At 70.0% G+C, this 24,651-nt stretch carries 23 protein-coding genes; 10 read left to right on the top strand and 13 right to left on the bottom strand.

From position 1 onward, the window contains the following. Positions 1–58: 58 nt before the first annotated feature. On the bottom strand, positions 59–973 hold the full coding sequence (locus BDW27_RS22135) for a hypothetical protein (protein WP_017546538.1): 915 nt from the start codon (positions 971–973) through the stop codon (positions 59–61). Then, positions 970–1,767, bottom strand: a complete 798-nt coding sequence (locus BDW27_RS22130; protein ID WP_017546537.1) for a carboxylesterase — start codon at positions 1,765–1,767, stop codon at positions 970–972. The genes BDW27_RS22135 and BDW27_RS22130 overlap by 4 nt, the downstream gene beginning before the upstream one ends. 417 nt (positions 1,768–2,184) lie before the next feature. Between BDW27_RS22130 and BDW27_RS22125 the strand changes: the two genes are divergently transcribed. Beyond that, on the top strand, positions 2,185–3,048 hold the full coding sequence (locus tag BDW27_RS22125; RefSeq protein ID WP_110051494.1) for a 1-acyl-sn-glycerol-3-phosphate acyltransferase: 864 nt from the start codon (positions 2,185–2,187) through the stop codon (positions 3,046–3,048). A gap of 96 nt (positions 3,049–3,144) precedes the next feature. Here BDW27_RS22125 and BDW27_RS22120 read toward each other — a convergent pair whose 3' ends face one another. Next, complete coding sequence (locus tag BDW27_RS22120) at positions 3,145–4,092, bottom strand: ROK family glucokinase (RefSeq protein ID WP_017546534.1); 948 nt, start codon at positions 4,090–4,092, stop codon at positions 3,145–3,147. A 145-nt stretch (positions 4,093–4,237) separates the two neighbouring features. After that, positions 4,238–4,756 (bottom strand): hypothetical protein, encoded by a 519-nt coding sequence (locus BDW27_RS22115; RefSeq protein WP_110051493.1) that lies wholly within the window; start codon positions 4,754–4,756, stop codon positions 4,238–4,240. A 572-nt stretch (positions 4,757–5,328) separates the two neighbouring features. On the opposite strand from BDW27_RS22115, the gene BDW27_RS22110 reads away from it, so the two are divergent. Next, positions 5,329–7,137: a long-chain fatty acid--CoA ligase gene (locus tag BDW27_RS22110; protein WP_110051491.1), complete on the top strand. Its 1,809-nt coding sequence runs from the start codon at positions 5,329–5,331 to the stop codon at positions 7,135–7,137. Between the two features lie 232 nt (positions 7,138–7,369). On the opposite strand, the gene BDW27_RS22105 is transcribed toward BDW27_RS22110, so the two are convergent. From BDW27_RS22105 to BDW27_RS22090, 4 genes are all read right to left on the bottom strand, one after another. Further along, on the bottom strand, positions 7,370–9,022 hold the full coding sequence (locus BDW27_RS22105) for a cytochrome bc complex cytochrome b subunit (protein WP_110051490.1): 1,653 nt from the start codon (positions 9,020–9,022) through the stop codon (positions 7,370–7,372). A gap of 3 nt (positions 9,023–9,025) precedes the next feature. Further along, a complete protein-coding gene (locus BDW27_RS22100; protein ID WP_110051488.1) occupies positions 9,026–10,156 on the bottom strand; it encodes a ubiquinol-cytochrome c reductase iron-sulfur subunit in 1,131 nt (376 codons plus the stop codon). Continuing rightward, complete coding sequence (locus BDW27_RS22095; RefSeq protein ID WP_017546529.1) at positions 10,149–10,991, bottom strand: cytochrome c; 843 nt, start codon at positions 10,989–10,991, stop codon at positions 10,149–10,151. The genes BDW27_RS22100 and BDW27_RS22095 overlap by 8 nt, the downstream gene beginning before the upstream one ends. A 95-nt stretch (positions 10,992–11,086) precedes the next feature. Beyond that, positions 11,087–11,662 carry a heme-copper oxidase subunit III gene (locus BDW27_RS22090; RefSeq protein WP_255421502.1) on the bottom strand — a complete coding sequence of 192 codons (576 nt, stop codon included), beginning with the start codon at positions 11,660–11,662 and terminating at the stop codon, positions 11,087–11,089. A 535-nt stretch (positions 11,663–12,197) separates the two neighbouring features. On the opposite strand from BDW27_RS22090, the gene BDW27_RS22085 reads away from it, so the two are divergent. The 3 genes from BDW27_RS22085 to trpD all read left to right on the top strand — a co-directional run bounded on the left by BDW27_RS22085 (position 12,198) and on the right by trpD (position 13,939). Further along, the gene (locus BDW27_RS22085) at positions 12,198–12,635 is read left to right on the top strand and encodes a hypothetical protein (protein WP_017546527.1); all 438 of its coding nucleotides are present in this window, start codon (positions 12,198–12,200) and stop codon (positions 12,633–12,635) included. Positions 12,636–12,654: 19 nt separating this feature from the next. Beyond that, positions 12,655–12,786: a hypothetical protein gene (locus BDW27_RS28045; RefSeq protein ID WP_017546526.1), complete on the top strand. Its 132-nt coding sequence runs from the start codon at positions 12,655–12,657 to the stop codon at positions 12,784–12,786. Positions 12,787–12,847: 61 nt separating this feature from the next. After that, a complete protein-coding gene (trpD, locus tag BDW27_RS22080; RefSeq protein WP_110051485.1) occupies positions 12,848–13,939 on the top strand; it encodes an anthranilate phosphoribosyltransferase in 1,092 nt (363 codons plus the stop codon). 46 nt (positions 13,940–13,985) lie between these two features. Here the strand turns inward: trpD and BDW27_RS22075 are convergent, their stop codons facing one another. The 3 genes from BDW27_RS22075 to BDW27_RS22065 are packed head-to-tail and all read right to left on the bottom strand — an operon-like array spanning position 13,986 to position 16,830. Beyond that, positions 13,986–14,261 carry an Lrp/AsnC family transcriptional regulator gene (locus BDW27_RS22075; protein WP_017546524.1) on the bottom strand — a complete coding sequence of 92 codons (276 nt, stop codon included), beginning with the start codon at positions 14,259–14,261 and terminating at the stop codon, positions 13,986–13,988. A gap of 48 nt (positions 14,262–14,309) precedes the next feature. Beyond that, the gene (locus tag BDW27_RS22070) at positions 14,310–15,074 is read right to left on the bottom strand and encodes a rhomboid family intramembrane serine protease (protein ID WP_110051483.1); all 765 of its coding nucleotides are present in this window, start codon (positions 15,072–15,074) and stop codon (positions 14,310–14,312) included. Next, entirely contained in the window at positions 15,052–16,830 is a 1,779-nt protein-coding gene (locus tag BDW27_RS22065) for a DEDD exonuclease domain-containing protein (RefSeq protein ID WP_017546522.1), read from the bottom strand. Before BDW27_RS22065 ends, BDW27_RS22070 begins: the two co-directional genes overlap by 23 nt. A gap of 131 nt (positions 16,831–16,961) precedes the next feature. Here BDW27_RS22065 and BDW27_RS22060 point away from each other — a divergent pair, with 131 nt between their 5' ends. The 5 genes from BDW27_RS22060 (at position 16,962) to BDW27_RS22040 (ending at position 22,645) form a co-directional block, all read left to right on the top strand. Beyond that, on the top strand, positions 16,962–17,243 hold the full coding sequence (locus BDW27_RS22060; RefSeq protein WP_017546521.1) for a hypothetical protein: 282 nt from the start codon (positions 16,962–16,964) through the stop codon (positions 17,241–17,243). Beyond that, positions 17,240–18,649 carry an NYN domain-containing protein gene (locus BDW27_RS22055; protein WP_110051481.1) on the top strand — a complete coding sequence of 470 codons (1,410 nt, stop codon included), beginning with the start codon at positions 17,240–17,242 and terminating at the stop codon, positions 18,647–18,649. The genes BDW27_RS22060 and BDW27_RS22055 overlap by 4 nt, the downstream gene beginning before the upstream one ends. Before the next feature lie 366 nt (positions 18,650–19,015). Continuing rightward, on the top strand, positions 19,016–20,011 hold the full coding sequence (locus BDW27_RS22050) for a C40 family peptidase (protein ID WP_083927602.1): 996 nt from the start codon (positions 19,016–19,018) through the stop codon (positions 20,009–20,011). Between the two features lie 350 nt (positions 20,012–20,361). Next, complete coding sequence (locus tag BDW27_RS22045; protein WP_017546518.1) at positions 20,362–21,399, top strand: C40 family peptidase; 1,038 nt, start codon at positions 20,362–20,364, stop codon at positions 21,397–21,399. Between the two features lie 100 nt (positions 21,400–21,499). After that, positions 21,500–22,645: a glycosyltransferase family 4 protein gene (locus tag BDW27_RS22040; RefSeq protein WP_110051479.1), complete on the top strand. Its 1,146-nt coding sequence runs from the start codon at positions 21,500–21,502 to the stop codon at positions 22,643–22,645. Here the strand turns inward: BDW27_RS22040 and BDW27_RS22035 are convergent. Together BDW27_RS22035 and BDW27_RS22030 are read right to left on the bottom strand one after the other, a co-directional pair. After that, the gene (locus BDW27_RS22035) at positions 22,642–23,967 is read right to left on the bottom strand and encodes an Ig-like domain-containing protein (RefSeq protein WP_110051478.1); all 1,326 of its coding nucleotides are present in this window, start codon (positions 23,965–23,967) and stop codon (positions 22,642–22,644) included. The two genes, BDW27_RS22040 and BDW27_RS22035, sit on opposite strands and share 4 nt — an antisense overlap. A gap of 248 nt (positions 23,968–24,215) precedes the next feature. Then, the gene (locus tag BDW27_RS22030) at positions 24,216–24,641 is read right to left on the bottom strand and encodes a cytochrome c oxidase subunit 4 (RefSeq protein ID WP_017546515.1); all 426 of its coding nucleotides are present in this window, start codon (positions 24,639–24,641) and stop codon (positions 24,216–24,218) included. Between the last annotated feature and the right edge of the window lie 10 nt (positions 24,642–24,651).

Raw genomic sequence — 24,651 nt, 5'->3', positions numbered from 1 at the left:
GAGCGACGGCGCGGAAGAGGGCGAAGGCGCGCCAGAGGGGGACGTCGAAGCCCAGGGGTCAGACCACCGCCCCGTTGTCGGGACCGTTGTCACCGGGCGGCCGGGAGTCTGTCATGCGCAGGATGAGCACGACGAAGCTGGTCAGGAAGGCCGCGACGGCCAGGAACATGACCCAGTTCGGTAGTGCGATGCCCATGAAGGCGGCGCCGAACAGCAGCACCGGCCCGCCCAGGAGTCCGAACCAGGCGGCGATGCCCACCCGGTCGCCCTGGAGCAGGGGCGGCGGGGGCGGCGGCTCGTAGTGGCCCTCCATCTCCGCCTCGGCCCGGCGGCGGTCCTCATCGCGGGACTCCTCGTCGTCCTCGCCCGGGTCCCGGGGCAGGTTGGCGAGGATGTCGCCGAGCCGCGTCTGGTGCTCGTCGGGAGCGCTGAGGTTCTCGACGTCGGGCCAGGCGACCCGGTCCCGCTGTTCGCTGGAGCCCTCGGAGTCGTCGTAGAAGCGGGCGACCAGGTCGTTCCAGACGTCGTCCTCGTCGTTGGCGCGCGCCCGGGAGGCGTCGGGTTCGACGTTGGCCGGGGGGCCGTCCAGGAGGTCGCCGCCGACGGGTGCGTCGTTGCCCTCGTGCCCGGCGGAGGCCTCCTGGGCCTCCTCGCCCTCGGCCTCGGGTCTGATCTCGGCGCGCGGCGCCAACAGGTCGGGGCCGGCTCCGTGCTCGCTCAGGTCGGGCAGTTCGGAGCCGAGCACCCGCTCCGCGGCGCCGCGCTCCTCGGCGTCGACGTAGAGGTGGTCGGTGGGCGGGTCCTCGACCTGGCCGCCGGTCGGCTCCAGGACGTCCTCCGCCAGGGGGACCGCGTAGGCAGCGATCCCGCTGCGCCGGAGCGCCTCCAGCATGAGGTCGGCGTGGGAGGGCGCGAGCAGGATCAGCGGAACGTAGGCGTCGGCGAGCAGGCCGTTGCCCCGACGTTGCGTCATCGGTCGGTTCCTTCCCCGCTTCTACTGCGCTCGCGTACGAACGCGAGGCTTCCTTCGAAGATGGTGGCGGCGTCGTGGTCGAGAGTCGCGACGTGGTAGCTGTCGTGGAGCAGGTGGATCGTCAGCCGGGTGTTGACCGCCCTCTTAGCGAGGATACGCAGACTGTCCGGTCCGACGACGTGGTCCTGGGGGCTCCGGTAGGCCAGAACAGGCGCCCGCAAACCGGACATGCCGTCCTGAACCGCGCGCCACAGCTTCGGGAGTGTCGCGGCGGCGGCGGTGGGCACCCGGTCGTACCCGCCCTCGGAGGCGGTTTCCAGCGCCACGTCGCTGGACAGGCCGGGCGTGGAGGGCATCAGGCGGGCGGCGAGGTGGCGGATCGGGGCGATGATCGGGAGCCTGTGGTCCTCCACGGTCAGGGAAGGGTTGACCAGGACCACCCCCCGGACGATGTCGGGGTGTTCCTGGGCCAGGCGCAGGGTGAGCGCGCCACCCATGGACAGGCCCATGACGTACACCTCGTCGCACCTGTGCGCGAGGTCGAGCAGTGCCGCCTCCACCTCCGCGTACCAGTCGTCGCTGGTGGTGGAGGCCATGTCCTGCCAGGTGGTGCCGTGTCCGGGCAGGCGCGGGAGTTCCACCGTCAGGCCCGCCTCCGCCAGGTACTCGGCCCAGGGGCGCATCGAGTACGGCGACCCGGTGAACCCGTGGCAGAGCAGGACTCCGACGCCCGAACCCGTGTGGCTGAAGGGGTCCGCCCCCGGGATGAGGGGGATGGCGCTGGTCGGTCTCACAGATCTGCTCCCGGGATCGTTCGGCGGGGAACCGGTCGGGACGGCGGCCCCAGCCGTGAGGCTAGTCGCTCGGGCGAGCGTTTGTCATCGAGTGAACGGTAGCGTTCTCCTGCCCGAACCCCGGGAGCGCCCGGCGTGTTCCCGGGTGTCCTGGGGCGGACCTGCCGCGAGACCCCCACCGGTCGTGAGTATCCTCGACAGTGCCCCGCGGCGCGTTCTGCTCCTGACCCGCGAAGAACGGTATGAGTCCGTTCTGGACGCTTTTGGTGGAGACCCGCACGTGGTGGGAAGATGGCGCTCGTCAGCCTCCCCGTGTCCGCGGTGGGGGCCTTCCGGACAATGTCAGCCGAGCGGGACAGTGAGACGTGGCAGGCCCTGCCCCAGTGCTCCCCGCGTGTGCAGGGGTGATCTGAAGCAATGTTCTACTGGGTGGTCAAGGCGATCCTGGGGCCGGTTCTGGCCGTGTTGTGGCAACCCCGCGCGGAGGGCGTGGAGAACGTGCCGCGGCGCGGTCCGGCCATCATGGTCAGCAACCACCTGTCGTTCTCCGACCACTTCTTCGGTCCGCTGCCGCTCCCGCGCAGGATCACCTTCCTCGCGAAGGCCGAGTACTTCACCGGCACCGGTGTGAAGGGGTTCGTCAGCCGGGCGTTCTTCACCGGCGTGGGTCAGATCCCGATCGACCGCTCCGGCGGCAAGGCGAGTGAGGCGGCCCTGCGCACCGGGCTGCGCGTGCTCAAGCGCGGCGAACTGCTGGGGATCTACCCCGAGGGCACCCGCTCCCCGGACGGCAAGCTGTACCGGGGACGCACCGGTGTGGCCCGTCTGGCTCTGGAGGCGAAGGCCCCGGTCGTGCCGATGGCGATGATCAACCTGGAGAAGATCATGCCGCCCGGCCGCACCGTCCCCAAGCTGGGTGTGCGCCCCAAGGTGGTCTTCGGCAAGCCGCTCGACTTCTCCCGGTACTACGGGATGGAGAAGGACCAGCGGGTCCTGCGGGCGATCACCGACGAGATCATGTACGCGCTCATGGAGCTCTCCGGCCAGGAGTACGTGGACCGTTACGCGCAGGCGGTCAAGGCCGAGATCGAGGCCGAGGAGAAGGAGGCCCGGCGCGAGCAGCAGGCCAGTGCCAAGGACGAGCGCCGGACCCGCCGCGCCGAGCGCAGGACCGACCGCAAGGCCCGCAAGGAGGCTGCTCGCGAGGAGAAGCGCGCCCGGAAGGCAGCGGAGCGGGCCGACGCCGAGCAGGCCGGGGGGAAGCGGGACGACGACGCGTAGCGTCGCACCGCGCAGGACACGAGGGGGCGGTCACCGGGGAATCCCGGTGACCGCCCCCTTCGCGTCGGTCGAGTGCGCGGTGGCCGACGCGGCCCCTCAGTGCCGGGCGAGGTCGCCCGCGCCGACGATGCCCGCCTCGCCGCCGAGTTCGGCGACGCGCACCTCGGCCAGGCGGCGGTCGGGGCGTCCGGAGACGTGCCGCGCGAACGAGGCGCGCACCGGGTCGAGGATGATGTCCCCCGCGTCGGAGACCCCGCCGCCGAGCACGAAGCACTCGGGGTCCAGGATCGCGGCGAGGTCGGCCAGGCCGAGCCCGGCCCAGTCCCCCACGATCCGGAAGCACTCCAGAGCGGCCGGATCGCCCTCCATCGCGGCGCGGGTGATGACCTCGCCCTCGATCCGCTCCACGAGGCCGTCCGCGAGTTTGAGCATGCGCTCGCCCCTCTCGGGGTCCGTGCGGGCCAGGTCCTGTCCCTCGGCCACCAGGGCGCGGCCGCTGGCGTACTGCTCCCAGCAGCCGTGGTTCCCGCAGGCGCAGCGGCGGCCGTGCGGGACCATGCGGTAGTGCCCGACCTCGGCGGCGACGCCGTGGCGCCCCCGGTGCAGGGCGCCTCCGAGGACGAGGCCGCCACCGATCCCGGTGCCCAGGGTCACGCAGACGATGTGATCGCTGCCGCGCCCCGCTCCGAACCGGGCCTCGGCCCAGGCGGCGGCGTTGGCGTCGTTCTCGATGACCACGGGGAGGTCGACGTGCCGCTGCACGCGTTCCTTGAGGGGTTCGTCGTGCAGGCCGAGGTTGACGGCGATCTGGACGGTGGCGCGGTCCTCGTCCACGAACCCGGCCACGCCCACCCCCACCGCGCTGACCCCGCGTTCGGGTCGGCGATCGCGGAGCTCCCGTACGGCCCGGCCCACGACCTCGGCCAGGGCGCGCGGGTCGTTGGCCGGGGTGGGGTACTTGACCTTGTCCAGGATCTGCCCGTCGTGGTCGACGACACCGGCGGCGACCTTGGTTCCGCCGATGTCTACGCCAATGGTCAGCATGGGGGCAGCTCCTTCTACTTACGCCCGAACTCTGACATAAGTCTCAAGGTTCATGGCAGAGGGTTTTCAAATGGTGTAAACCATTCGATTAAACCAGGCTCGGGCGGCGGGGCACACCCCAAGAGGGACCAGCACCCCTTTTGCCCTAATCCCCTGCCGTGACCTGCGAATCCTCGCCACCCTGGGCCTTATCGGCACCCCGGGAAGCCCCCTCCGAAGCCTCCGGCGAGTCACGTCGGGCACGCGCGTCCCGCTCGCGGTCCTCGCGCTCACGCTCCTCCCGCTCCTCCCGCGCCCGGGCGGCCTCTTCCCGGCCCTGTTCGAAGGAGCGCTCCACGACGCCCCAGGTGCGCCCCACGGCGTCCGCGAAGGACAGGCCGGCCCGCCCGAGGTGCCCGGCGACCTCCGGCGCGCTCCTGCGCACGATCTCGACGAACTCCTCCAGCGGGGGGCGCTGCTCCTGCGTCTCCACGCGGATCGCCTCCTCCCACACGTCACCCTTGGCCGGGGGGCTGGTGACGGCACTGACACCGCGTTTGACCCCGGCGACCAGGAGCCTGCGCTGGAGGGTGTCGACCAGGCGCAGCGCGTCGTCGATGAGGTCGGGGTTGTCGGGACGTCCGCCGCCCGACCGCTCCGAGCGCCCGGTGTTGTTGTCGGTCATGTCCGTGAGCCTCCTGTAGGTGCGTCTGGCATCACGTTAACCGCCCGGGCCCGGCGCCGACAGGCGCGGCCGGGGAGGTTCAGGGAAGAGCCAGGGACCCCCGGGGGACCTGACCGGGGATGACCCCTGGGGTCCGTCGCGTTACGGCAACCGGGAGGAACCACCGGGCCCTCAGTTCGGCACCCCAATCGGACAACACTCCTTTTTGGGCGGAAATGACGCGAACCTCACCGGATGCACACGAAGAGCTCGGCGCGCGATAGTCTCGGCTCCGCGCGGACAGTAGCCGGGATCAACTGCTTGACCTGCGAATTCCGGGCGGACCGACAGGGGGCGACCCGCCCCCCGGCGGCAACGACCACGCCGACAACATCACAGGGGAAGGCCCGACCCGACCACACGCGGCCACCGGGCGGACACACGACGAGCAGGGTGTTCGCCCCGCGGGGCGCGTCCGGCTCGGATCACCGTTGGATACCGAACGGCAACCTGTTCTACTCACGAGTAGGATGGTGTTGTTACGGTCGTCACGTCCCCACCACCCAGAACCCGTACACGTCCAGGAGCATCACGTGCGCGAATACAGCTCTCCCGCGAAGGCTGAGATCTCCGATGACGCGCGGCTGACCGACACGCTCTTTGCGCGCGCGGCCAGCGAGCCGAACGCCGTCGCCGCCCGCCGTCAGGAGGAGGCCGGGGCCGGCCAGTGGCGCGACGTGACCGTCGAGCAGCTGCACGGCGACATCGTCGGATACGCCAAGGCCCTGATCAACGCGGGCATCGGGCAGGGCGACCGCGTCGCCCTCATGTCGCGCACCCGCTACGAGTGGACCGCGGTCGACTACGCGGTCTGGTCGGTCGGCGCCGTCACCGTACCCATCTACGAGACCTCCTCCGCCGAGCAGATCGAGTGGATCCTCTCCGACTCCGGCGCCAAGGCCGCGTTCGTGGAGACCGAGGACCACGCCAAGCGCGTCGAGGGCATCCGGGCCAACACGCCCGAGCTCGCCCACCTGTGGCGGTTCGACGGCGACGACCTCACGGCCCTCACCGCCACCGGCACCGACGTCTCCGACGAGGACCTCGAGACCCGCCGCACCGCGGTGGGCGCCGACGACCTCGCCACGCTCATCTACACCTCCGGCACCACCGGCCGCCCCAAGGGTTGCGAACTCACCCACCGCAACTTCCTCTTCATCGCCCACTCCGCGCTGGAGGGCCCGGCCAAGCCGATCATCCTGGGCCACGAGGGCGTTCCCTCCACCCTGCTCTTCCTCCCCCTGGCGCACGTCTTCGCGCGCTTCGTCCAGGTCATGGTCATCGAGGGCAAGGCCGTGCTGGGCCACTTCCCCAGCACCGGCCCGGACCTGATCGACCAGTTCTCGGTCTTCAAGCCCACGTTCCTCCTCGCGGTCCCCCGCGTGTTCGAGAAGGTCTTCACCAAGGCCCAGCAGAAGGCCGAGGGCGAGGGCAAGGGCAAGATCTTCAACGCCGCCGCCGACACCGCCATCGAGTACAGCAAGGCGCTGGCCACCGGGAACGTCCCGTTCACCCTCAAGCTCAAGCACGGTCTGTTCAAGAAACTCGTCTACGGGAAGATCACGGACCGCCTCGGCGGCCAGGCCGACTACGCGGTCTCCGGCGGCTCCGCCCTCGGCGACCGCCTCGGGCACTTCTTCCGCGGCGTCGGCCTGACCATCGTCGAGGGCTACGGCCTCACCGAGACCACCGCCCCGACCTCGGTCAACAGCCCCGGCTTCAACAAGATCGGCACCGTCGGCCAGCCCATGCCCGGCACGACCGTGCGCATCGCGGACGACGGCGAGATCCTGCTCAAGGGCGACCACATCATGGTCGGCTACTGGCAGAACGAGAAGGCCACCGAGGAGGCCTACGAGGACGGCTTCTACCGCACCGGTGACCTCGGCTCCCTCGACGCGGACGGCTTCCTCAGCATCACCGGCCGCAAGAAGGAGATCATCGTGACGGCGGGCGGCAAGAACGTCGCCCCGGCCGTCCTGGAGGACCGCATCCGCTCCCACGCCCTGGTCAGCCAGTGCATGGTGGTGGGTGACAACCGCAAGTTCATCGCGGCCCTGGTCACGATCGACCCCGAGTCCTTCGAGCTGTGGAAAACCTCGAACAACAAGACGGGCGAGATCGCCGACCTGACCGGTGACGCCGACCTCCAGGCCGCCATCCAGGGCGCCGTGGACGACGCCAACAAGGCGGTCTCCAAGGCCGAGGGCATCAAGAAGTTCAAGATCCTGCCCAGCGACTTCACCGAGGAGGGCGGCCAGATGACCGCCTCCCTGAAGGTCAAGCGCCACGTCGTCAGCAAGCAGTGGAGCAAGGAGATCGACGACATCTACGCGGGCTGAGCCCGGCGCTCCCCATGACTGAGGGGGCCGACCGCCACGGGCGGTCGGCCCCCTTCTCCGTGCGCTGAAGGCCCCGGAGCGCCGCGCCCACCCACGGGTGTGCGCCCGCCCCTCCACGCCCCGCCGAGCGCCTCTCAGCGTCGCCAGGGGCCGGTCGGGCCGCTCCTGCGGCGGACACACGACGGACCCGGCCGCGCGATGCGGCCGGGTCCGTCGTCACGACAGGTGGACCCTAGTGGCCCTTGTCGTCTCCGTGAGAGGAGTGGTGCAGGTGGTGGCCGCTGTGGGCCTCCACGCCCTCGAAGGACACGTTGTCCTTCGTGTACCAGTGGGCGAGCGCACGGCGGAGCTTGCCCATCGGCTTGCGGGCCGCCGGGTTCTCCACACCGTTGTCGTCGGTCGCGTCCTCTTCCAGAGCGGTCGAGGTGATGACCGGCTTGCTCTCCAGCACGTGGGTGGTCTCGTCGGAGTTCTCCTTGTGAACCTCGATGAACTCACCGCTGGGCAGCTGCTGGACGATGCCGCTCTCGTAACCGTGCTCCAGGGTCTCCCGGTCACGGCGCTGGAGACCCAGGCAGATCCGCTTGGTGACGATGTAGCCCACGATCGGACCGGCGATGACCAGCACACGGAAGATGTACGTGGTCAGGTACAGGTCGATCGAGAAGGTCTCCGACAGGATGTCGTTCGACCCGGCCAGCCAGAGCACACCGTAGAAGACGATGCCCGCGACACCCAGACCGGTGCGGACCGGGGCGTTGCGAGGACGGTCCGCGACGTTGTGGGCCCGCTTGTCGCCGGTGATCCACTGCTCCACGAACGGCCAGGCGCCCATGGCACCGAAGATCAGGCCCGGTACCACCAGACCCGGGACCAGGACCGCCGTCATGACCGGGTAGCCGGCGCCGATCGGGATCGTGAAGTCCAGGGTGTTCGGGAAGATGCGCAGCGAACCCTCCATGAAGCCCATGTACCAGTCCGGCTGGAGACCGGAGGTGATGGACGTCGGAGTGAACGGACCGAACAGGTGGATCGGGTTGATCTGGACGAACGCGCTCAGACCGGCGATCACGGCGAACGTGAAGAAGAAGAACCCGCCCGCCTTGACCGCGAACGCCGGGAACATGGGTGTTCCCACGACGGTCTTGTCGGTTCTCCCCTGTCCCGGATACTGCGTGTGCTTCTGGTGCCAGAGGATCATGAAGTGCGCGACGATGAGCCCCAGCAGCAGCGCGGGGATCAGCAGCACGTGCAGCATGTACAGGCGCGTGATGATGTCCTCGCCGGGGAACTCCCCGCCGAAGAGGAACATCGACACGTACGAGCCCACCAGCGGCAGCGCCAGCATCACGCCCTGGAGGATGCGGACACCCATGCCCGAGGGCAGGTCGTCCGGCAGCGAGTAGCCGAAGAGGCCCTCGACCATGGCCAGGGTGAAGATGGCGACACCGATGAGCCAGTTGATCTCACGCGGCTTGCGGAACGCACCGGTGAAGAACACCCGGAGCGCGTGCACCACCAGCGAGGCCACGAAGATCAGCGCGGCCCAGTGGTGGATCTGCCGAACGAGGAACCCGCCACGGACGTCGAAGTCGATGTAGAGGGTCGAGGCGAAGGCCTCACTCATGGGAACGCCCTGGAGGCGCTCGTAGGAGCCGTCGTAGACGACCTCGATCATGCTCGGCTTGAACCACAGCGTGAGGAACACACCGCTGACGAGCAGGATGATGAACGAGTACAGCGCGATCTCGCCCAGCATGAAGGACCAGTGGTTCGGGAAGACCTTGCGAAGGTTCTTCTCGCCGGTCTTGGCCAGGTGGAAGCGGTCGTCGATGAAGTTTCCGACGCCGCGCAGCGCCTTGGGAGCTTGCGTGGTCTTACTCATCGACTAGTCCTTCCTGTATTCCCAGAACGTCGGCCCGGTCGGCTCGTTGAAGTCGCCCTTGGCGATGAGGAAGCCCTCGTCGTCGACGCCGATCGGCAGCTGGGGCAGGGGACGGTGCGCGGGACCGAAGACCACCTTGGCGCCGTCCGACGCGTCGAACGTCGACTGGTGGCACGGGCACAGGATGCGGTGCGTGGTGCGCTCGTACAGCGCGGCGGGGCAACCCACGTGCGTGCAGATCTTCGAGTACGCCACGATGCCCTCGTGGGTCCAGTTGAGGCGGGTCTCGTCGCTGCCCTCGCGGACGGCGTCGTTCATCCCGCCCTTCCAGTCGTCCTCCGGCATCTTGATGAGCAGGATGACGGACTTGGCCTGGTCGGTGAGGCTGATCCCGTGCGGGTACCGGTCGTCGTCCAGGGCGGGGAGGGCGGAGATCATCCCGTACGGGTCGTTCTCCAGGTCCTCCGCCTTGATCTTGCGGTGGGTGCCCTCGACGTACATGTGCATGCCGTCGACCCAGGGGGTCACCTTCATCTGCTCGCCCGGCAGAGGGCCGGTGTCGCGCAGCAGGACGATGGGCGCGATGCCCAGCGGCAGCATGGCCGCGATGAGCGTACGACGCATGAGCGGCCGCTTGGTGAAGCCGCTCTCGTCCGCGCTCTTCATGAAGAACTCGCTGAACGAGCCCTTCTCCTCCGGGCTGGAGGGAAGATCCTCGTACGGCGACGCCACCTCGTAGTGCGGCATCACGTTACGTGCCCAGACCGTCATACCGGCGCCGATACCGAACATGGCGATGGTGAGCGTTCCACCAAGCAGCACGTTCGAGTACTGGCCGATCTGGGGGTCGGCGATCGCGGGCCCCGCCGCCGTGGGCGGGAACAGGAAGTACGAGACGATGAAACCCACACCGCCGAGGAAGGCGATGATGAACCACACCGAGGCGAGCTTCTCGCCGCGGACCTGCTTCTCCTCCGAGTGCTGGTGAGTCTCCGAGGCCAGGTACGGCCCGTTGTGCTCGCTCTCAGCCTTGGCGGAGGTCTCGGTCACCACGTCGGTGGTGTCCGTCGGGGTTCCGACGACGCGCTCCTTGGCGTCGTCCCCCGTGTTGTTGTCGTTGTTGTTCTCAGTCATGGGCACGCTGCTTCGCGGTGATCCAGATCGCGCAGGCGATGATCAGGGAGAGACCGACGGTCCACCCGATGAAGCCCTCGGCGACCTGGCCGACTCGGTCCAGGTCGAAGATGCCACCGGCGTTCGGCTCCGCCTGGAGCGTCTTGACGTAGGAGATGAGCTCCTGCTTCTCCTCGGGGGTGACGACGCCGTCGCTGAACATCGGCATGGCGCCGGGTCCGCTGACCATGGCCTCGTAGATCTCACGCGGAGACGAGTCATGGATCTCGGGGGCCCAGCGGCCGTCGGTGAGGGCGCCGCCGCCACCGGACCAGCTGTGGCAGTGCGCACAGTTGGTCAGGTAGAGCTTCATGCCCATGTCGGTGTTGCTGGCGCCCTCGATGTAGGCGTCGTACTCGGCCTCGTACTCGGAGAGGGCCTCTTCGTAGGCCTCCTCCTGGTCGAAGTCGGCACGCTGCGGAGCGGCGTCGGGCACCTCGTAGGGCACGTCGGCTCCGGCACCGTTGGTCCTGATCTGCGCGTTGTAGTACGCGATCAGGTCCGCCAGATCCTGCTCGGACACGGCCATCGGCTTGCGCGGCATCTGGCTGTCCGGGTCCATCGACGGCATACGACCGGTGCTGACCTGGAAGTCGAGGGCGGCGGGGCCGACCTCGCGCAGGTCGGGACCGTTCAGGTCGGAACCCGAACCGTCCAGGCCGTGGCAGGAGGCACAGGTCTGGTCGAAGATGGTCTTGCCCTGGGCGATGTCCACGTCGTCCGCGGACGGCGCCTCAGCGGCAAGGGTCTGCGCCTGCGCCTGGTCCGAGGTGGGGGCCAGTCCGGCGTACCCCACCCCGAACAGGGCTAGCGCGAGGATGACGACGACATACCCCGCCAGGGGATGCCGTCGCCGCGCGGTAATCCATTTCACGGTTTCCCCGTTTCGGGTTACTGGATGAAGTAGATGGTTACGAACAAAGCGACCCAGACGACGTCGACGAAGTGCCAGTAGTAGGACACGACGATCGCACTGGTCGCCTGCTGGTGAGTGAAGCGCTTCGCGGCGTACGTGCGTCCCAGCATGATGAGGAACGCGATCAAACCACCGATGACGTGGAGTCCGTGGAAGCCCGTGGTCAGGTAGAACATCGACCCGTAGGCGCTCGACTGGAGAGTCAGGCCCTCGTGGACGATGAGCTCGTAGTACTCATACGCCTGTCCAAGGATGAAGAACAGGCCCATGAAGAACGTGATGAAGAACCACATGCGCAGCTTCTTGACGTCGCCGCGCTCAGCGGCCCAGACGCCGATCTGCGCGGTGAAGCTGGAGGCCACCAGGACAATGGTGATCGTGGAAGCCCACGGCACGTTGAGGTGGACGTCCGCCCACTCGCCGAGCTCGGGGTTCCCGTTGGTCACCGATCGGATGGTGAAGTACATCGCGAACAGCGCAGCGAAGAACATGAGTTCGTTGGCCAGCCACACGATGGTGCCAACACTCACCAGGTCAGGACGCTTTGCCACACCATGAGCTGATGCGGTTGCTGTTTTTGGGTTCGCGGTTGCTGTCGCCACGGGAGCATTATTACGGCTTCTCGCGCAGGTCCGTACTCGACCCCCCGTAAGCAGACGGATCGGTCCCGGTATCGACCGGTCTCGGGGGCCGGGGCGGCGCTCCCACCGTGACTCGGGCGTTACTGTAGCCGCTCGTGCACCCGGTGTCGGCCTCCGACGCGCCCGCCAGCGCACAAAAGCGCGATCCGGCGCGGTTGAGGCGATCCGTACCCGGCTGGAAGACGCTTCAACCTGTCCCAACCAACGCCAAGGTATCGAAACGATCACCGTTGGACAACGCCGCGCCCAGGGCGGGTTAGCGCGGCCCCGTGTGTCCCTGGCATCCTGTGGTGTCGAAGGTCTCAACTCCTTCACCGGTCCGCCGGCTCCCCTCGGTGCCGGACGGCCCCGAGGCAATACAGTCATAGGCGGAAGAGCCAACGAACGCCACGGTCGCACCCCCCACGGCGGCGGCCGCGGTCAGACGCGATGGGACGGTTGCGCGATGGTGGTCAGCGGTACGGACACGGGTGCCAGGATGCGCGTGCTGGTCTACAGCGACAAGGCGGACACCCGTGAGCAGGTGCGGACGGCGATCGGCCGCCGCCCCGCCACCGATGTGCCCAAGGTCGAGTTCGTCGAGTGCGCGACCGCCCCCGGCGTCCTGCGCAAGCTGGAGTCCAAGGACCCGGCCGAGCGGATCGACGTGGCCATCTTCGACGGTGAGGCCGCGCCCACCGGCGGGATGGGCCTGTGCCGCCAGGTCAAGGACGAGATCTTCCGCTGCCCGCCGGTGCTCCTGCTGGTGGGTCGGCGCGACGACGGCTGGCTGGCGACCTGGTCGCAGGCCGACCAGGTGGTGAGCCACCCGATCGACCCGGTCGCGCTCGCCGAGTCGCTGGCCGAGCTCATGCGCCAGCGCGTCGCGGCGCTCAGCGGCTGAGACCGTGGGGTGTGACGAGATGACCGACAGGATGAACGGTGACAGGGACCTGCGCCGTCGCATCGTGGTGGGCGGAGCCCTCAACCACGGCGCCGACATCGGGCGATGGCGTCGCTCCGACCCGTCCCTCCCTGTCCCCCGGAGCCGTTGAGGGGGCGGGCCCGTGCGCCCGCCCCGGCTCCACCTGCCCGTTCTCCCAGGAGTCGAAGTAGATGAACGTCCCCGTCACACCCGAACAGGACCAGAGGGCCTCCGCCGTCGAGGAGCGGAGCTGGTCCCACCTGATCACCGCCCTGCTGGGCGGGGTCACCCTCAGCAGCGCCGACACCGCGTGGGCGATGAACGAGATCATGGCGGGCTCGGCGACCGACGCGCAGATCGCGGGCTTCGCGATCGCCCTGCGCGCCAAGGGCGAGAGCGTGTCCGAGGTGACCGGACTGGCCCAGGGCATGCTCGACAACGCGATCCGGATCAGCGTGGACGGCCCCACCCTGGACATCGTCGGGACCGGCGGCGACCGGGCCCACACGGTGAACGTGTCCACTATGGCGGCGATCGTGGCCTCGGCCGCGGGGGCGCGCGTGGTCAAGCACGGCAACCGGGCGGCCTCCTCCTCCTGCGGCACGGCCGACGTGCTGGAGCGCCTCGGTGTGGTCCTGGACCTTCCGCCGGAGCTGACCGTGAGGGTGGCCCGGGAAGCCGGTGTCACCTTCTGCTTCGCCCCGCTGTTCCACCCCTCGCTGCGGTACGCGGCCAAGCCGCGCCGCGAGCTGGCGGTCCCCACCGTGTTCAACTTCCTGGGGCCGTTGACCAACCCCGCCCAGCCGACCGCCTCGGCCATCGGAGTGTTCGACGAGCGCATGTGCGAGGTGATCGCCGGGGTGTTCGCCCGCCGGGGCTCCTCGGCACTGGTGTTCCGGGGCGACGACGGCCTGGACGAGCTGACCACGGCCACCACATCCACGGTCTGGGTGGTCGAGGGCGGCCAGGCTCGCCGTGAGCGCCTGGACCCGGCCGACCTCGGTATCGAGCGCTCGGGTCCGGACGCCCTGCGCGGTGGGGACGTGGAGTTCAACGCCCAGGCCGTACGGGACCTGGTCGCCGGGCGGCCGGGGCCGGTGCGCGACGCCGTGCTGCTCAACGCCGGTGCCGCGCTGGCCGCCGTGGAGGGTGTGGACGGCTCCCTGACCGACGCGGTCCGCGCCGGGTACGGCCGGGCCGCCGAGGCTGTGGACAGCGGCGCGGCCGAGCGCCGGCTGGCCTCCTGGGTGGAGACCAGCCAGGGGCTGGCCAAGGCCCTGTAGGGCTCTGCGAACCCTCCCCCGGAGGCGGAGCCCGGCCGGAGCCGGGTTACCAGCCGATGGCGAAGGCCGACTCCAGGTCGTGCTTGGAGTAGGTCTGGAACGAGATGTGGGTGTCGGAGGAGATCACGCCGGGGACCTTGTTGACGTGGTTGGGGATCACGTCGGCGAGGTCCTCGTGGCGGCGCACCCGCACCATGGCGATGAGGTCGACGCCGCCGGTGACGGAGTAGACCTCGCTGACTCCTTCGATCTCGGCGATCGCCTCGGCGACCTCGGGGATGCGGTGGACGTCGGCCTTGATCATGACGATCGCGGTGATCACTGTGCCTCCTGGGCGGTTCGGTGCGGGGCGGCGCCGGGCCGGGGCGCGCTAGTGGGCGTCGGAGAGCCTGGTCCCCGAGCGCCAGCGCAGCCGGTGGACCACCAGCCCCGCGATCACCCCCGCGATGAACCCGTAGACGTGTGCCGCGTAGGCCACGTTGGTGCCAGCGCCAGGGGCGGTCGAGGATGTGACGTAGAGAAGATACTGAAGTGCGAAGTAGCTTCCCACCACGGCCCACCCGGGCAGACGCATCGGGATGACGCCGAACACCAGTGTGGTGACCCTGCTGCGGAACTGCACCACAAGGTAGGCGCCGAGGACCCCCGAGATCGCGCCGGAGGCGCCGACCATGGGCACGGTCCCGTCGGTGTCGACCAGGGCGAAGCCGAAGGCGGCCACGACCCCGGTGCCCAGGTAGAGGGCGAGGAAGCGGAGCTTGCCGATGCGGTCCTCGACGACCGGCCCGAACACGAACAGGTAGACCATGTTCCCGAGCAGGTGCATGGCGCCCGCGTGCAGGAACATGGAACTGAACACGGAGAACCACACGGACTTGCCCGTGATCCCCTCACAGGTGGGGCTCAGCGGTCCGGCCAGGTCGACCCGGCCGAGTAGTTCGTCGGGGATGGCGCCCCAGCGCATGAAGTAGTCGTCGATCGCGCAGTAGCGCCCGACCGCGTCCGGCGGGTACCAGACGGCGGTGGCCGACTGGGGCGAGACGAGGTAGACGAGGACGTTGACCGCGATCAGCCCGAAGGCGATGACGGGCGCGCGTCGGACGGGGTAGTCGTCATTGAGCGGAAGCGCGGCCATGCGCCCAGTGTGTCATCCCGGTGTGGGCTTCGGCGCTCCGCAACGGGCATGTCCACTCACCTTCCATCTCCACCAGGCGGGTCCCGGGTCGTTCGAGCCAGTCCAGGAGCAGCTCGGTCTCCCCCGCCGTGGCGTTGGGGACCGGGCCGAACCCCGGGGGGACCCGCTCGGCGGTGGCGGTGAGGGAGTGCAGGAAGGCGGTGGGGTCGGTGCCGGGGCGCAGGACGGCGCTGGCGGCCAGGCGGCCGTGGCGGACCACCACGGTCTCCCAGCCGGTGCCTCCGGGGCCGGTCGCGACCAGGTGCGGGACGGCGGCGATCGCGGTGAGCCGCTGGGCGCGCCGGGCCCCGCGCAGGAAGGCGGAGAGGCGGTCGCGCAGGGCCGCCGCCTCCTCGTAGCGGAGTTCGGCGGAGAGCTCCCGGATGCGCCCGGTGAGCGCGTCCACGACCACGGCGGGGTCGCCGGTCATCGCGGTGCGGGCGGCGTCGGCGTGGGCGGTGTAGTCGGTCAGCGACTCGGTCCCGTCGCAGGGGGCGCCGCAGCGTCCCAGCTGGGCGAGGACGCACGGTTTCACTCCGTTGGGGGCCAGCCGTGGTGGGGTGTCCCGGGCGCCGCGCTCACGGTCCTTCGGCGGCTCGACGGTGAACGTGTGCGTGCACTGGCGCAGTGGAAGGGCGTGCAGGATCGCTTCCCTGGCCTCCTCGGCGGCCCGGGGCGAGGGGTAGGGGCCGAGGTAGGGGGCGCCGTCGTCCTTGATGACGCGGACCACGGACAGGCGAGGCAGGGGCCCCGGGGTGAGCGTGACCCAGGAGGAGCGCTCGGGGTTGCGTGAGCGGCGGTTGAACGGCGGTTTGCGCTCGGCGATGATGCGCAGCTCGCGGACCGAGGCCTCCAGTTCGGTGGTGCACACGATGGGCGTGACGCCCTCGACCAGGCCCGCCATCTCCCGGATGCGTCTTCGGGACTCGGCGGCGGTGAAGTAGGTGGCGACCCTGCGGCGCAGGTTGTTGCTCTTGCCGACGTAGAGGCTCTCGCCCCGGGCGTCGGTGAACACGTAGACGCCGGGGCGTTCCGGCAGGTCCTCGGCGAGGTGGCGGCGCGCCCGCTGGGCGCGGCTGGGGGGTTTGTTGACCGCCCGCAGCTCCTCCAGGCTGGTCACCCCCATGGGCGCGAGGCGGGCCAGGAGGCCGTTGAGCACGTCGACGGTCGCGCGGGCGTCGTCCAGGGCCCGGTGGTTGGGGGTGGTGGGGGCGCCGAAGTAGGCGGCGAGGGTGCCCAGGCGGTGGTTGTGGACCTCGGGCCGGAGCAGGACCGCCCGGGCCAGCCGCAGGGTGTCCACGACCGGGTAGCCGGGCCACTCGACGCCCTCGCGTTCGCAGGCGGCCTTGAGGAATCCGGTGTCGAAGGGTGCGTTGTGCGCCACCAGGACGGTGTCGGGTTCGGCGTCCAGGAAGGCCAGCAGATCCGGAAGCGCCCGGGTGATGGGCGGGGCGGTGGCCACCATCGACTGGGTGATGCCGGTCAGGAGGGTGATGTTGGCCGGGATGAGCATGCCGGGGTCGACCAGGGTCGTGAACTCGTCGGTCACCCGGCCGTCGCGGACCCTGACCGCGCCGATCTCGGTGATCCGGGACCGGGAGGCGCTCGTGCCGGTGGTCTCCAGGTCGACGACGACGAAGGACACCCCGGCCAGCGGTGTGCCCAGGTCCCCGATGCTGGTTTGGACGCCCTCGGGCGCCACGGACTGTCGAACCACGCGGTCAGGTTAGTCGGGGCCCACGACCAAACACTTCCGGACTACGGTCAGACGCGCCCGACATGGAAAGATGTGGGGGACGGGACGGCAGAGTCCGCCGGCCCGTGAAGAGGACGACGCAAGGAGGAACCGTGGGGATCGCGATGCCGGGTGACAGTGAGCGTTGGCGATGCACCGGGTGCGGGAACCTCACGCGGTTCGACGTGACCCGGACGGTCCGTTCCCAGGACTTCGTGCACCAGGAGTTGTCCGGCGTCGGAGCGGTCGAGGAGCGCACAGTGCTCTCCGAGACGGTCGAGCGGGTGAAGTGCCGCTGGTGCGGCGCCACCGACAGTGTGGAGATCGTCCCCCGCCCCGACGCCGACTCGTCGGTCTCCGACGCATCGGCGGAGAGCCCGACGGGTCGGGCATGAGCGCCCGCCCGGAGACGGGCGGCTCCGGTGGTGACGACGGCGACCGCACCCCCGGGGCGGTGAACCACGAGGAGCACGAGGAGTCGGTGCCCTCGGAGGAGGGCGGGGAACGGCTGCGCCGCCCGCTGCCCGAACCCGTGCGCGCCCGTGTCGTCGAGTACGGCTCCGACGTGCTCGGCGGGATGCGTTCCTCCGACCTGCCCCCGGTACTGCGCCGGGTCGCCAAGTTCGAGCCCCGCCGCCGGGCACGGCTGGCCGGTCCGCAGATCGCCGCGCAGCTGGAGAACGACCACGGTTTCCGCGGCAAGGTCGCCGCCCGGGTGGAGCAGGTCTGGCCCGAGCTGGCCGAGGGCATGCGCGCGGGGGTCGTCCCGCCCGCCGCCGATCCGGTGGCGGTGGCGGCCAGCGCCTACCTCCTGCGTCCCAAGGGGTGGCCGGAGATCATCGAGGGCGTCCACGAGGAGCTGGAGCGTCAGACCAGCGCTCGGGAGGTGGACGAGGCCGCGGAGGCCCTCGACGACGTCCGGCGACGCCTGGAGGAGACGCAGCAGGGCCACCAGGCGGAGCTGGAGCGCCTGCGCGGACAGATCGGCGAGCAGCGCACCGAGATCGCCGAGCTGCGCCGCAAGGTGCACAGCGAGCGCCAGCGTGCCAGGAGGGCGGTGGCCGAGGCGGAGCGGGTGGTGTCCGAGACGACCGACCGGCGACACGAGAACGAGAGCCAGGTCAGCGCCCTGGAGGTGGAGAACCGCAGGTTGCGGTCCCGCCTCGCGGACGCGGAGGCGCAGGTGGAGAACGCCCGCCGCGCGGTGCGCACCGGCCGCAACGCCGACGAGGCCCGGCTGCGCGTGCTGCTGGACGTGCTGGTGGACGCCTCACACGGTCTGCGCCGCGAGCTGGCGCTGCCCACGTCCCTGGACAGTCCGGCCGACCTGGTGGCGGAGGCCCAGGAGGAGCACCGCCGGGTGTCGCTGGGCGGTCTGCCCGACGACGCCCCCGGCCTGCTGGAGCACCTGCTGACGGTTCCTCGGGTGCACCTGCTGCTGGACGGCTACAACGTCACCAAGACCGGGTACGGGACCCTGCCGCTGGCGGACCAGCGCGCACGCCTGCTCTCGTCGTTGGAGGGGTTGGCGAGCCGGACCAAGGCGGAGATCACCTGTGTGTTCGACGGCGCCGACGTGGAGGCCCCGCCGGTGACGCCCAGCCGCCGGGTACGGGTGCTCTTCAGCGCTCCCGGGGAGATCGCCGACACCCTGATCGTGCGGCTGGTGCGGGCCGAACCACCCGGCCGACCGATCGCGGTGGTCACCTCCGACAAGGAGATCGTCTCGGCGGTCCGGCGGGCGGGGGCTCGCGCGGTGCCGTCCACGGTCTTCCTGCGCCACCTGGAGTCGCACTCCTGAGCGCCCCGGGTCCGGTGCGCCTCCTCCGCCGCCTCGTCTCGGCTGAGAGTCTCACCACGCGCGTGGGCGCGCCGGGCCCGTCGACCCTCCCCTCCGACCTGGTCGGTCCGCGCCTCCCCCGCCGGGAAGCACGGTGTCCCGGGCGGAATCGTGCGGGTGCCGTGGTTGAGGCGCGCAGGCCGTTCCGCTAGGTTCTTCCAGGAACGTGAGTGCCCTGTCGGATAGAAGGCCACCCTTGTGCCTCCCCAGGCCGACCGGGACCCGCACACTCTCGTGAGGCCCGTGCCCACACACGGGTTCCCCCCGATTTCCTTCCGTCTCCAGCACCCCATGCGGACTTTTCAACCTCAAGGAGCGTGGACCGCCATGAAGAACTCCGGTGGTCGGCGTACGGCTCGCCGAATCGCTACGACCGGTCTCGGTGTGGTCGCCGCCGGTACCTTCATCGCCCCCGGCATCGCACACGCCGAGCCGACCCAGGACGAGGTCGAGGACCGGATCGAGGAGCTGAACCAAGAGGCTTCCACCGCGGTCGAGAACTTCAACCAGGCCGAAGAGGACTACGAGGCGGCCAAGGCCGCCTTCGACGAGCTCGACGGCCAGGTCGGTGACGAGCAGGAGCGCTACGACGATCTGCGGGAGAAGGTCCAGCAGTTCGCCAGCGCCACCTACCAGGGCGGCGAGCTCAACTCCACCGCCAACGTCCTGACCTCCGACGGCCCCGAGGCGCTGCTGGAGCAGAACGCGGACCTCAACTACCTGTCGGACACCCAGCAGACCCAGCTGGACGACTTCGGCGAGTCCGCCGAGCGCCTGTTCGCTCTCAAGGACGAGGCGGAGAAGGCCCTCGAAGAGGCCGAGAAGGCCAAGGACGAGGCCGAGGAGGCCAAGGACGAGGTCGAGGAGGCGATCGAGGAGCAGCAGGAGATCCTGGCCCAGTTCCCCGACTCCGACGCCTCGGCCGAGGGCGGGGACGACAGCGGCGGTCAGAGCCACGGCGGCAGCGGCAACGCCTCGTCAGCCCTGGACTTCGCCTACGGGAAGGTCGGCCTGCCCTACGTGTGGGGCGGCACCGGCCCCAACGGCTACGACTGCTCCGGCCTGGTCCAGGCGTCCTGGCGCGCGGCCGGCGTCGACCTGCCCCGCACCACCTACGGGCAGGCCGACGTGGGTACCCGTATCTACGACATGAACGCCGTCCAGCCGGGTGACATCCTGTTCTTCTTCGGCGACCTGGGCCACAACGGTCTCTACGCGGGCAACGGGCAGATGGTCCACGCCCCGAGCAGCGGCCGCAACATCGAGGTCGTCGGCCTGGCCGCCTACTGGGGCGGTCAGTTCCAGTTCGCCGTACGCCCCTGATCCCCTCGTGGTCACCTGAGGCCGCCGTCCCCCACCGGGACGGCGGCCTCTCGCGTCGAGGGGGTCGCACCCTCCGCCAGGGGTCCTTTTAGGGACATGCACCCGGTTTTCGGACACTCTTCGTCTTCCAGCGGAATGTCACGAAACAGTTGAGAGCTTCCTGACCAATGCACTAGTGTTCATCGCCGAGCGCGGTTGCTCCTCATTCACCACCCCCTGGTGGTGACAGCCGCGCCCGGGTCGGGCACACCCCCACACCGTTTCGGCCACCCTCTCTGGCCCGAGGTTCCCCACCCGGTGCAGTCCCTTGTTCCCCGTATCGCCTGGGACAAGGGGAGAAAGGTGCTTCAGTGTCTGCATCCCGTGGCGAACGCCAACGCCGTACCGCGGTCATCGCCTCCCTCGCCATCGGAGCCTTCCTCCTCCCCGCCGCCGTGGCCCACGCCGAGCCCACGTCCGAGGAGGTCCAGGAGGAGATCGAACGCCTCGAAGAGGAGTTCATCGAACTCAACGCGACCTACAACGAGGCCAAGGAGGCCCACGAGGCGGCCGAGGAGAAACTCGAGGGCATCCTCGCCGACGTCGAGACCGCCGAGAAGAAGGTCGACTCCCTCAGCAGCGGCGTTCGCGCCCTGGCCAACACCACCTACACGGGCGTGGACCTGACCTCTCCCGCCCAGCTGATCGGGGCCACCGGCCCCGAGGAGGCCCTGGAGCACCAGGCCGACCTCACCTACCTCTCCGAGCAGCAGCACGAGAGCCTCTCCCAGTACATGGAGGAGCTCGAACACCTGGAGGGCCTGCGCGGCGAGGCCGAGTCCACGGAGGAGGCCGCGGCCGATGCCCTGGAGCAGGCCGAGGAGGCCACCGAGGCGGCGGAGGACGCGATCAGCGAGCAGGAGGAGATCCTCTCCGAGCTGACCGCCGAGGAACAGGCCGCCGCGACCGAGAACGTCAGCAGCGACGCCAGCGGGGGCGGCAGCGGAGGGGGCGGTGGAGGCGGCGGCGCCGACTACACCGGCCCGGCCACCGGCAACGCCCAGACCGTGCTGAGCTTCGCCTACCAGCAGGTCGGGAAACCCTACGTCTGGGGCGGCACCGGACCCAACGGCTACGACTGCTCCGGTCTCACCCAGGCCGCCTGGGCCCAGGCGGGCGTGAACCTGCCGCGCACCACCTACGACCAGATCAACGCGGGTCAGCGTGTCTCCTGGGAGAACATGCAGCCCGGTGACCTGATCTTCTTCTACGGCCCGAACCCGAGCCACGTGGGCCTGTACGCGGGCGACGGCGTGATGGTGCACGCCTCCACGTCCTCCCGCCCCATCGGCACGGTCCAGCTGAGCGACTACTACCGCTCCAACTTCGTCGCGGCGGTCCGCCCCTAGGGACCGGACACCCACGGCCGGGGAACCGGCGAGAGGGCCTCTGGGAAACCACCCGTTTCCCAGAGGCCCTCTCCGTGTCCGGGCGCCTAGACTCGCTCAGGTGTCGCGAACCCTGATCATCACCAACGACTTCCCTCCGCGCGCGGGCGGGATCGAGTCCTTCGTGCACGAGCTGGCCCGGCGCCGCCCCCCTGGGTCCGTGCTGGTCTACTGCTCCTCCCCCACGGCGGAGGACCACCGCGCCGACCCCTACTTCGACCTGCACCAGGCGTTCCCCATCGTGCGCGAGGCCGGGCCGGTGCTGCTCCCCACGCCGGGGGTGGCACGGCGTGCCCGGGCCATCGCCGAGATGGAGGGGTGCGACTCCGTGCTCTACGGGGCCGCCGCCCCCCTGGGGCTCCTGGCCCCCGGGATGCGCTCACGGGTGCGGCGCCAGGTGGCGCTCACCCACGGGCACGAGACCGGCTGGACGGTGGTCCCCGGGGCGAGTTCGGCGCTACGGCGGATCGGTGACGGCGTCGACACCGTCACCTACCTCGGCGAGTACACCCGCCGACGGTTGGCCCGCTCACTGTCCGCCACCGCCGCGGAACGGATGCGCCGCCTCGCCCCCGGGGTGGACACCGAGCGCTTCCGACCCGGTTCGGGCGGCGAGGAGGTCCGACGGGAGCTGGGCCTGGGCTCGCGTCCGGTGGTCGTGTGCGTCTCCCGGATGGTGGCCCGCAAGGGCCAGGACACCCTGCTCCGGGCCTGGCCGCGCGTGCTGGCCGACGTGCCCGACGCCGTCCTGCTGTTCGTCGGGGACGGCCCCCTCGCGCCCCGGCTCCGCTCGGCCGCGCAGGGGACGGACTCGGTGCGCTTCACCGGACCGGTCCCCGCCGAACGGCTCCCCGCCCACTACGACGCCGGTGACGTCTTCGCCATGCCGTGCCGCACCCGGCGGGGCGGCCTGGACGTGGAGGGCCTCGGCATGGTCTACCTGGAGGCGTCCGCCACCGGCCTGCCGGTGGTCGCCGGGGCCTCGGGCGGCGCCCCGGACGCGGTCCTGGAGGGCGAGACCGGACACGTGGTCGACGGATCGATGCCCGGCCCGACCGCGCGGGCGCTCATCCGACTCCTGAAGGACCCCGACCGCGCCGCCCAGATGGGCGCACGCGGCCGGGAGTGGGTGAGCGCCGAGTGGACCTGGGAGCGCACCCTCCGACGCCTGGACGGCCTTCTCAGGGGCGCGGAGCCGACACCCTAGAGGTCGTCACCGTGGACTGAGCCGGGCGTGCCGGAGCCGTCGGTGCTCTGCGGCTGCCCGGTGACGCTGTTGGCCAGCCACTCCTCCCAGGAACGCTGGTAGAAGCCCCAGCCGTTGTCCCACTCCAGGTCGCGTTCGGTGCCGGTGGTCTCCAGGATGTCCCCCATGAGGGCCTGGTTGTGGAACCAGCGGGCGTCCTCCATGGTCATGTTCGTGCACCCGTTGGAGGTGTTGGCGCTGCCGATGTTCCCCGCGTTCCACGGAGCCGCGTGGGTGAACTCGCCGCTGTTGGAGGTGCGGACCGCCCAGTCCACGTCCAGCCGGTAGTAGCCGGGCGACCCCTCCGGGATGCCCACGGTCGCGGAGTCCATGACCAGGGCCTGGTACTTCTCCATGGTGAGGTGGACACCGGAGGTGGTGGTGTTGAAGCGCTCCTCGGCGGACCCGTTGCTGACCGGGATGGTGCGGACGGTCTCGCCGTCGATGGACACGGTCATCTCGTGGTCGGGAACGTGCATTGTCGACACCAGCTCGCGACCGACCTCGAACCGGACGCGGTGGTCCTCCACGCCGTAGACGCCCTCGGAGGACTCGACCCCGGCCAGCCGAAGGTCCACGGTGACCTCCTGGTAGGGGTCCCAGTACTCCTTGGGCCGGAAGACCGCCATCTCGTCGGTGACCCAGTTCCAGGCGCCCTCGGTCTCCTCCTCGGCCGTGACCTGGATGGAGTTCTCCACCTGCTCCTTGTTGGTGACCGCCCGGTCGAAGTTGACGATGACGGGCATGCCCACCCCGACCACGTCACCTTCGCTCGGGAAGTTGGAGACGAGTTCGAGGCGTTGGTCGGCCTCCGCGCCCATGGTGGTGAACTCCGAGACCACCTCGGTCTCCTCGCCCTCCTCGTCGGCCGCGGTCACGAACACCCTGACGGAGGACGCGGGACGCAGGTTCCAGTCGCTGACCCAGGCGTCCCCGGCCTCGTTGAGTGTGCCGGTGACGGGGAAGGGGTCCTCCTCCTCACCCTCGACCCCGGTGTCGGCCACCTCTTTCGCGTCACCGGAGGCGACCTCCCCCTCGGTCTCCTGATGGGCCCGCACGTCGGTGAGGGTGCCGTCCACGGCCTCGACCCGGATGGGGGTGTTGGGAGGGATCTCCGTGGCGCCCGGTTCCGGGGTGACCTCCACCTCCGGCCCCGGCTCGCCCTCGCCGGGGGCCGCGGTGCCCCCGGGGCCGTCCCCGCCCTCGGGGGTGCACGCCGCCGCGAGGAACACCAGGGCTGCCGCTGCCGCGGCCGTTCGGGAAGAGGCGATTCGTCGCTTCACGCCAAGGACCTCCAGCGTCCGTACGCGGCCCGAGGCGTGCGCGGAGCCTGCGCACCGGCGTGACGCCGACAGGGCCTGGATGCGGCGTGACCTGCGAAGGCAGCGTCACGTGGGCCACCGAACAAGAGCGCCCCGGCGGCCGGAGGTCGTCTGGGACGACGCGTCCGGTCACCGGGGCGGTGACACTCACATCCTACCCTGCGTAGCCGAAAGCACTCATAGAGTGACAGGCACGCGGGGTGTGCACGTCAGTGCTGGAACTCCTTGCGGTAGTACTCGAAGACCCAGCCCAGCGAGGTGAGGATGACGGCGAAGAAACCGGTGATCACCATCCACCAGCCGATCGCCACGCCGACCGCCGTGAAGGCGACGGCCATCGCGACGAACATCGGCCACCAGCTGTGCGGGCTGAAGAAGCCGTACTCACCGGCGTTCTCGGCGATCTCGCCGTCGAGCCGCTCCTCGGCCGGCAGGCCGTGGTGGTGCTCGCTGTGGCGAGCCGACTGCCAGAGCCAGAAACCGATCATCCAGCCGAAACCGATGGAGACCACCAGGGCGGTGGTACCCGCCCACTCGATCTCACCGGTGTCCTGGAGCGACCAGTAGATGTACAGCGCGGCAGCAAGACCGAAGAAGGTCGAGATGCCCATGAACAGGTAGGCCTGCATCTTCATGTGCTCTACC

Source organism: Nocardiopsis sp. L17-MgMaSL7, from assembly GCF_003182025.1.
Lineage (GTDB): Bacteria > Actinomycetota > Actinomycetes > Streptosporangiales > Streptosporangiaceae > Nocardiopsis > Nocardiopsis prasina.
The sequence above is the reverse complement of the archived record's forward strand: the minus strand, read 5'-3'. Positions and strand labels throughout refer to the sequence as shown.

What these genes read in the sequence shown, in the direction of transcription:
- BDW27_RS22135 (WP_017546538.1), bottom strand. Translation starts at nt 973, where the DNA reads ATGACGCAACGTCGGGGCAACGGCCTGCTCGCCGACGCCTACGTTCCG.
- BDW27_RS22125 (WP_110051494.1), top strand. Translation starts at nt 2,185, where the DNA reads ATGTTCTACTGGGTGGTCAAGGCGATCCTGGGGCCGGTTCTGGCCGTG.
- BDW27_RS22120 (WP_017546534.1), bottom strand. Translation starts at nt 4,092, where the DNA reads ATGCTGACCATTGGCGTAGACATCGGCGGAACCAAGGTCGCCGCCGGT.
- BDW27_RS22115 (WP_110051493.1), bottom strand. Translation starts at nt 4,756, where the DNA reads ATGACCGACAACAACACCGGGCGCTCGGAGCGGTCGGGCGGCGGACGT.
- BDW27_RS22105 (WP_110051490.1), bottom strand. Translation starts at nt 9,022, where the DNA reads ATGAGTAAGACCACGCAAGCTCCCAAGGCGCTGCGCGGCGTCGGAAAC.
- BDW27_RS22100 (WP_110051488.1), bottom strand. Translation starts at nt 10,156, where the DNA reads ATGACTGAGAACAACAACGACAACAACACGGGGGACGACGCCAAGGAG.
- BDW27_RS22085 (WP_017546527.1), top strand. Translation starts at nt 12,198, where the DNA reads ATGGTGGTCAGCGGTACGGACACGGGTGCCAGGATGCGCGTGCTGGTC.
- BDW27_RS28045 (WP_017546526.1), top strand. Translation starts at nt 12,655, where the DNA reads ATGACCGACAGGATGAACGGTGACAGGGACCTGCGCCGTCGCATCGTG.
- trpD (WP_110051485.1), top strand. Translation starts at nt 12,848, where the DNA reads ATGAACGTCCCCGTCACACCCGAACAGGACCAGAGGGCCTCCGCCGTC.
- BDW27_RS22070 (WP_110051483.1), bottom strand. Translation starts at nt 15,074, where the DNA reads ATGGCCGCGCTTCCGCTCAATGACGACTACCCCGTCCGACGCGCGCCC.
- BDW27_RS22055 (WP_110051481.1), top strand. Translation starts at nt 17,240, where the DNA reads ATGAGCGCCCGCCCGGAGACGGGCGGCTCCGGTGGTGACGACGGCGAC.
- BDW27_RS22050 (WP_083927602.1), top strand. Translation starts at nt 19,016, where the DNA reads ATGAAGAACTCCGGTGGTCGGCGTACGGCTCGCCGAATCGCTACGACC.
- BDW27_RS22030 (WP_017546515.1), bottom strand. Translation starts at nt 24,641, where the DNA reads ATGAAGATGCAGGCCTACCTGTTCATGGGCATCTCGACCTTCTTCGGT.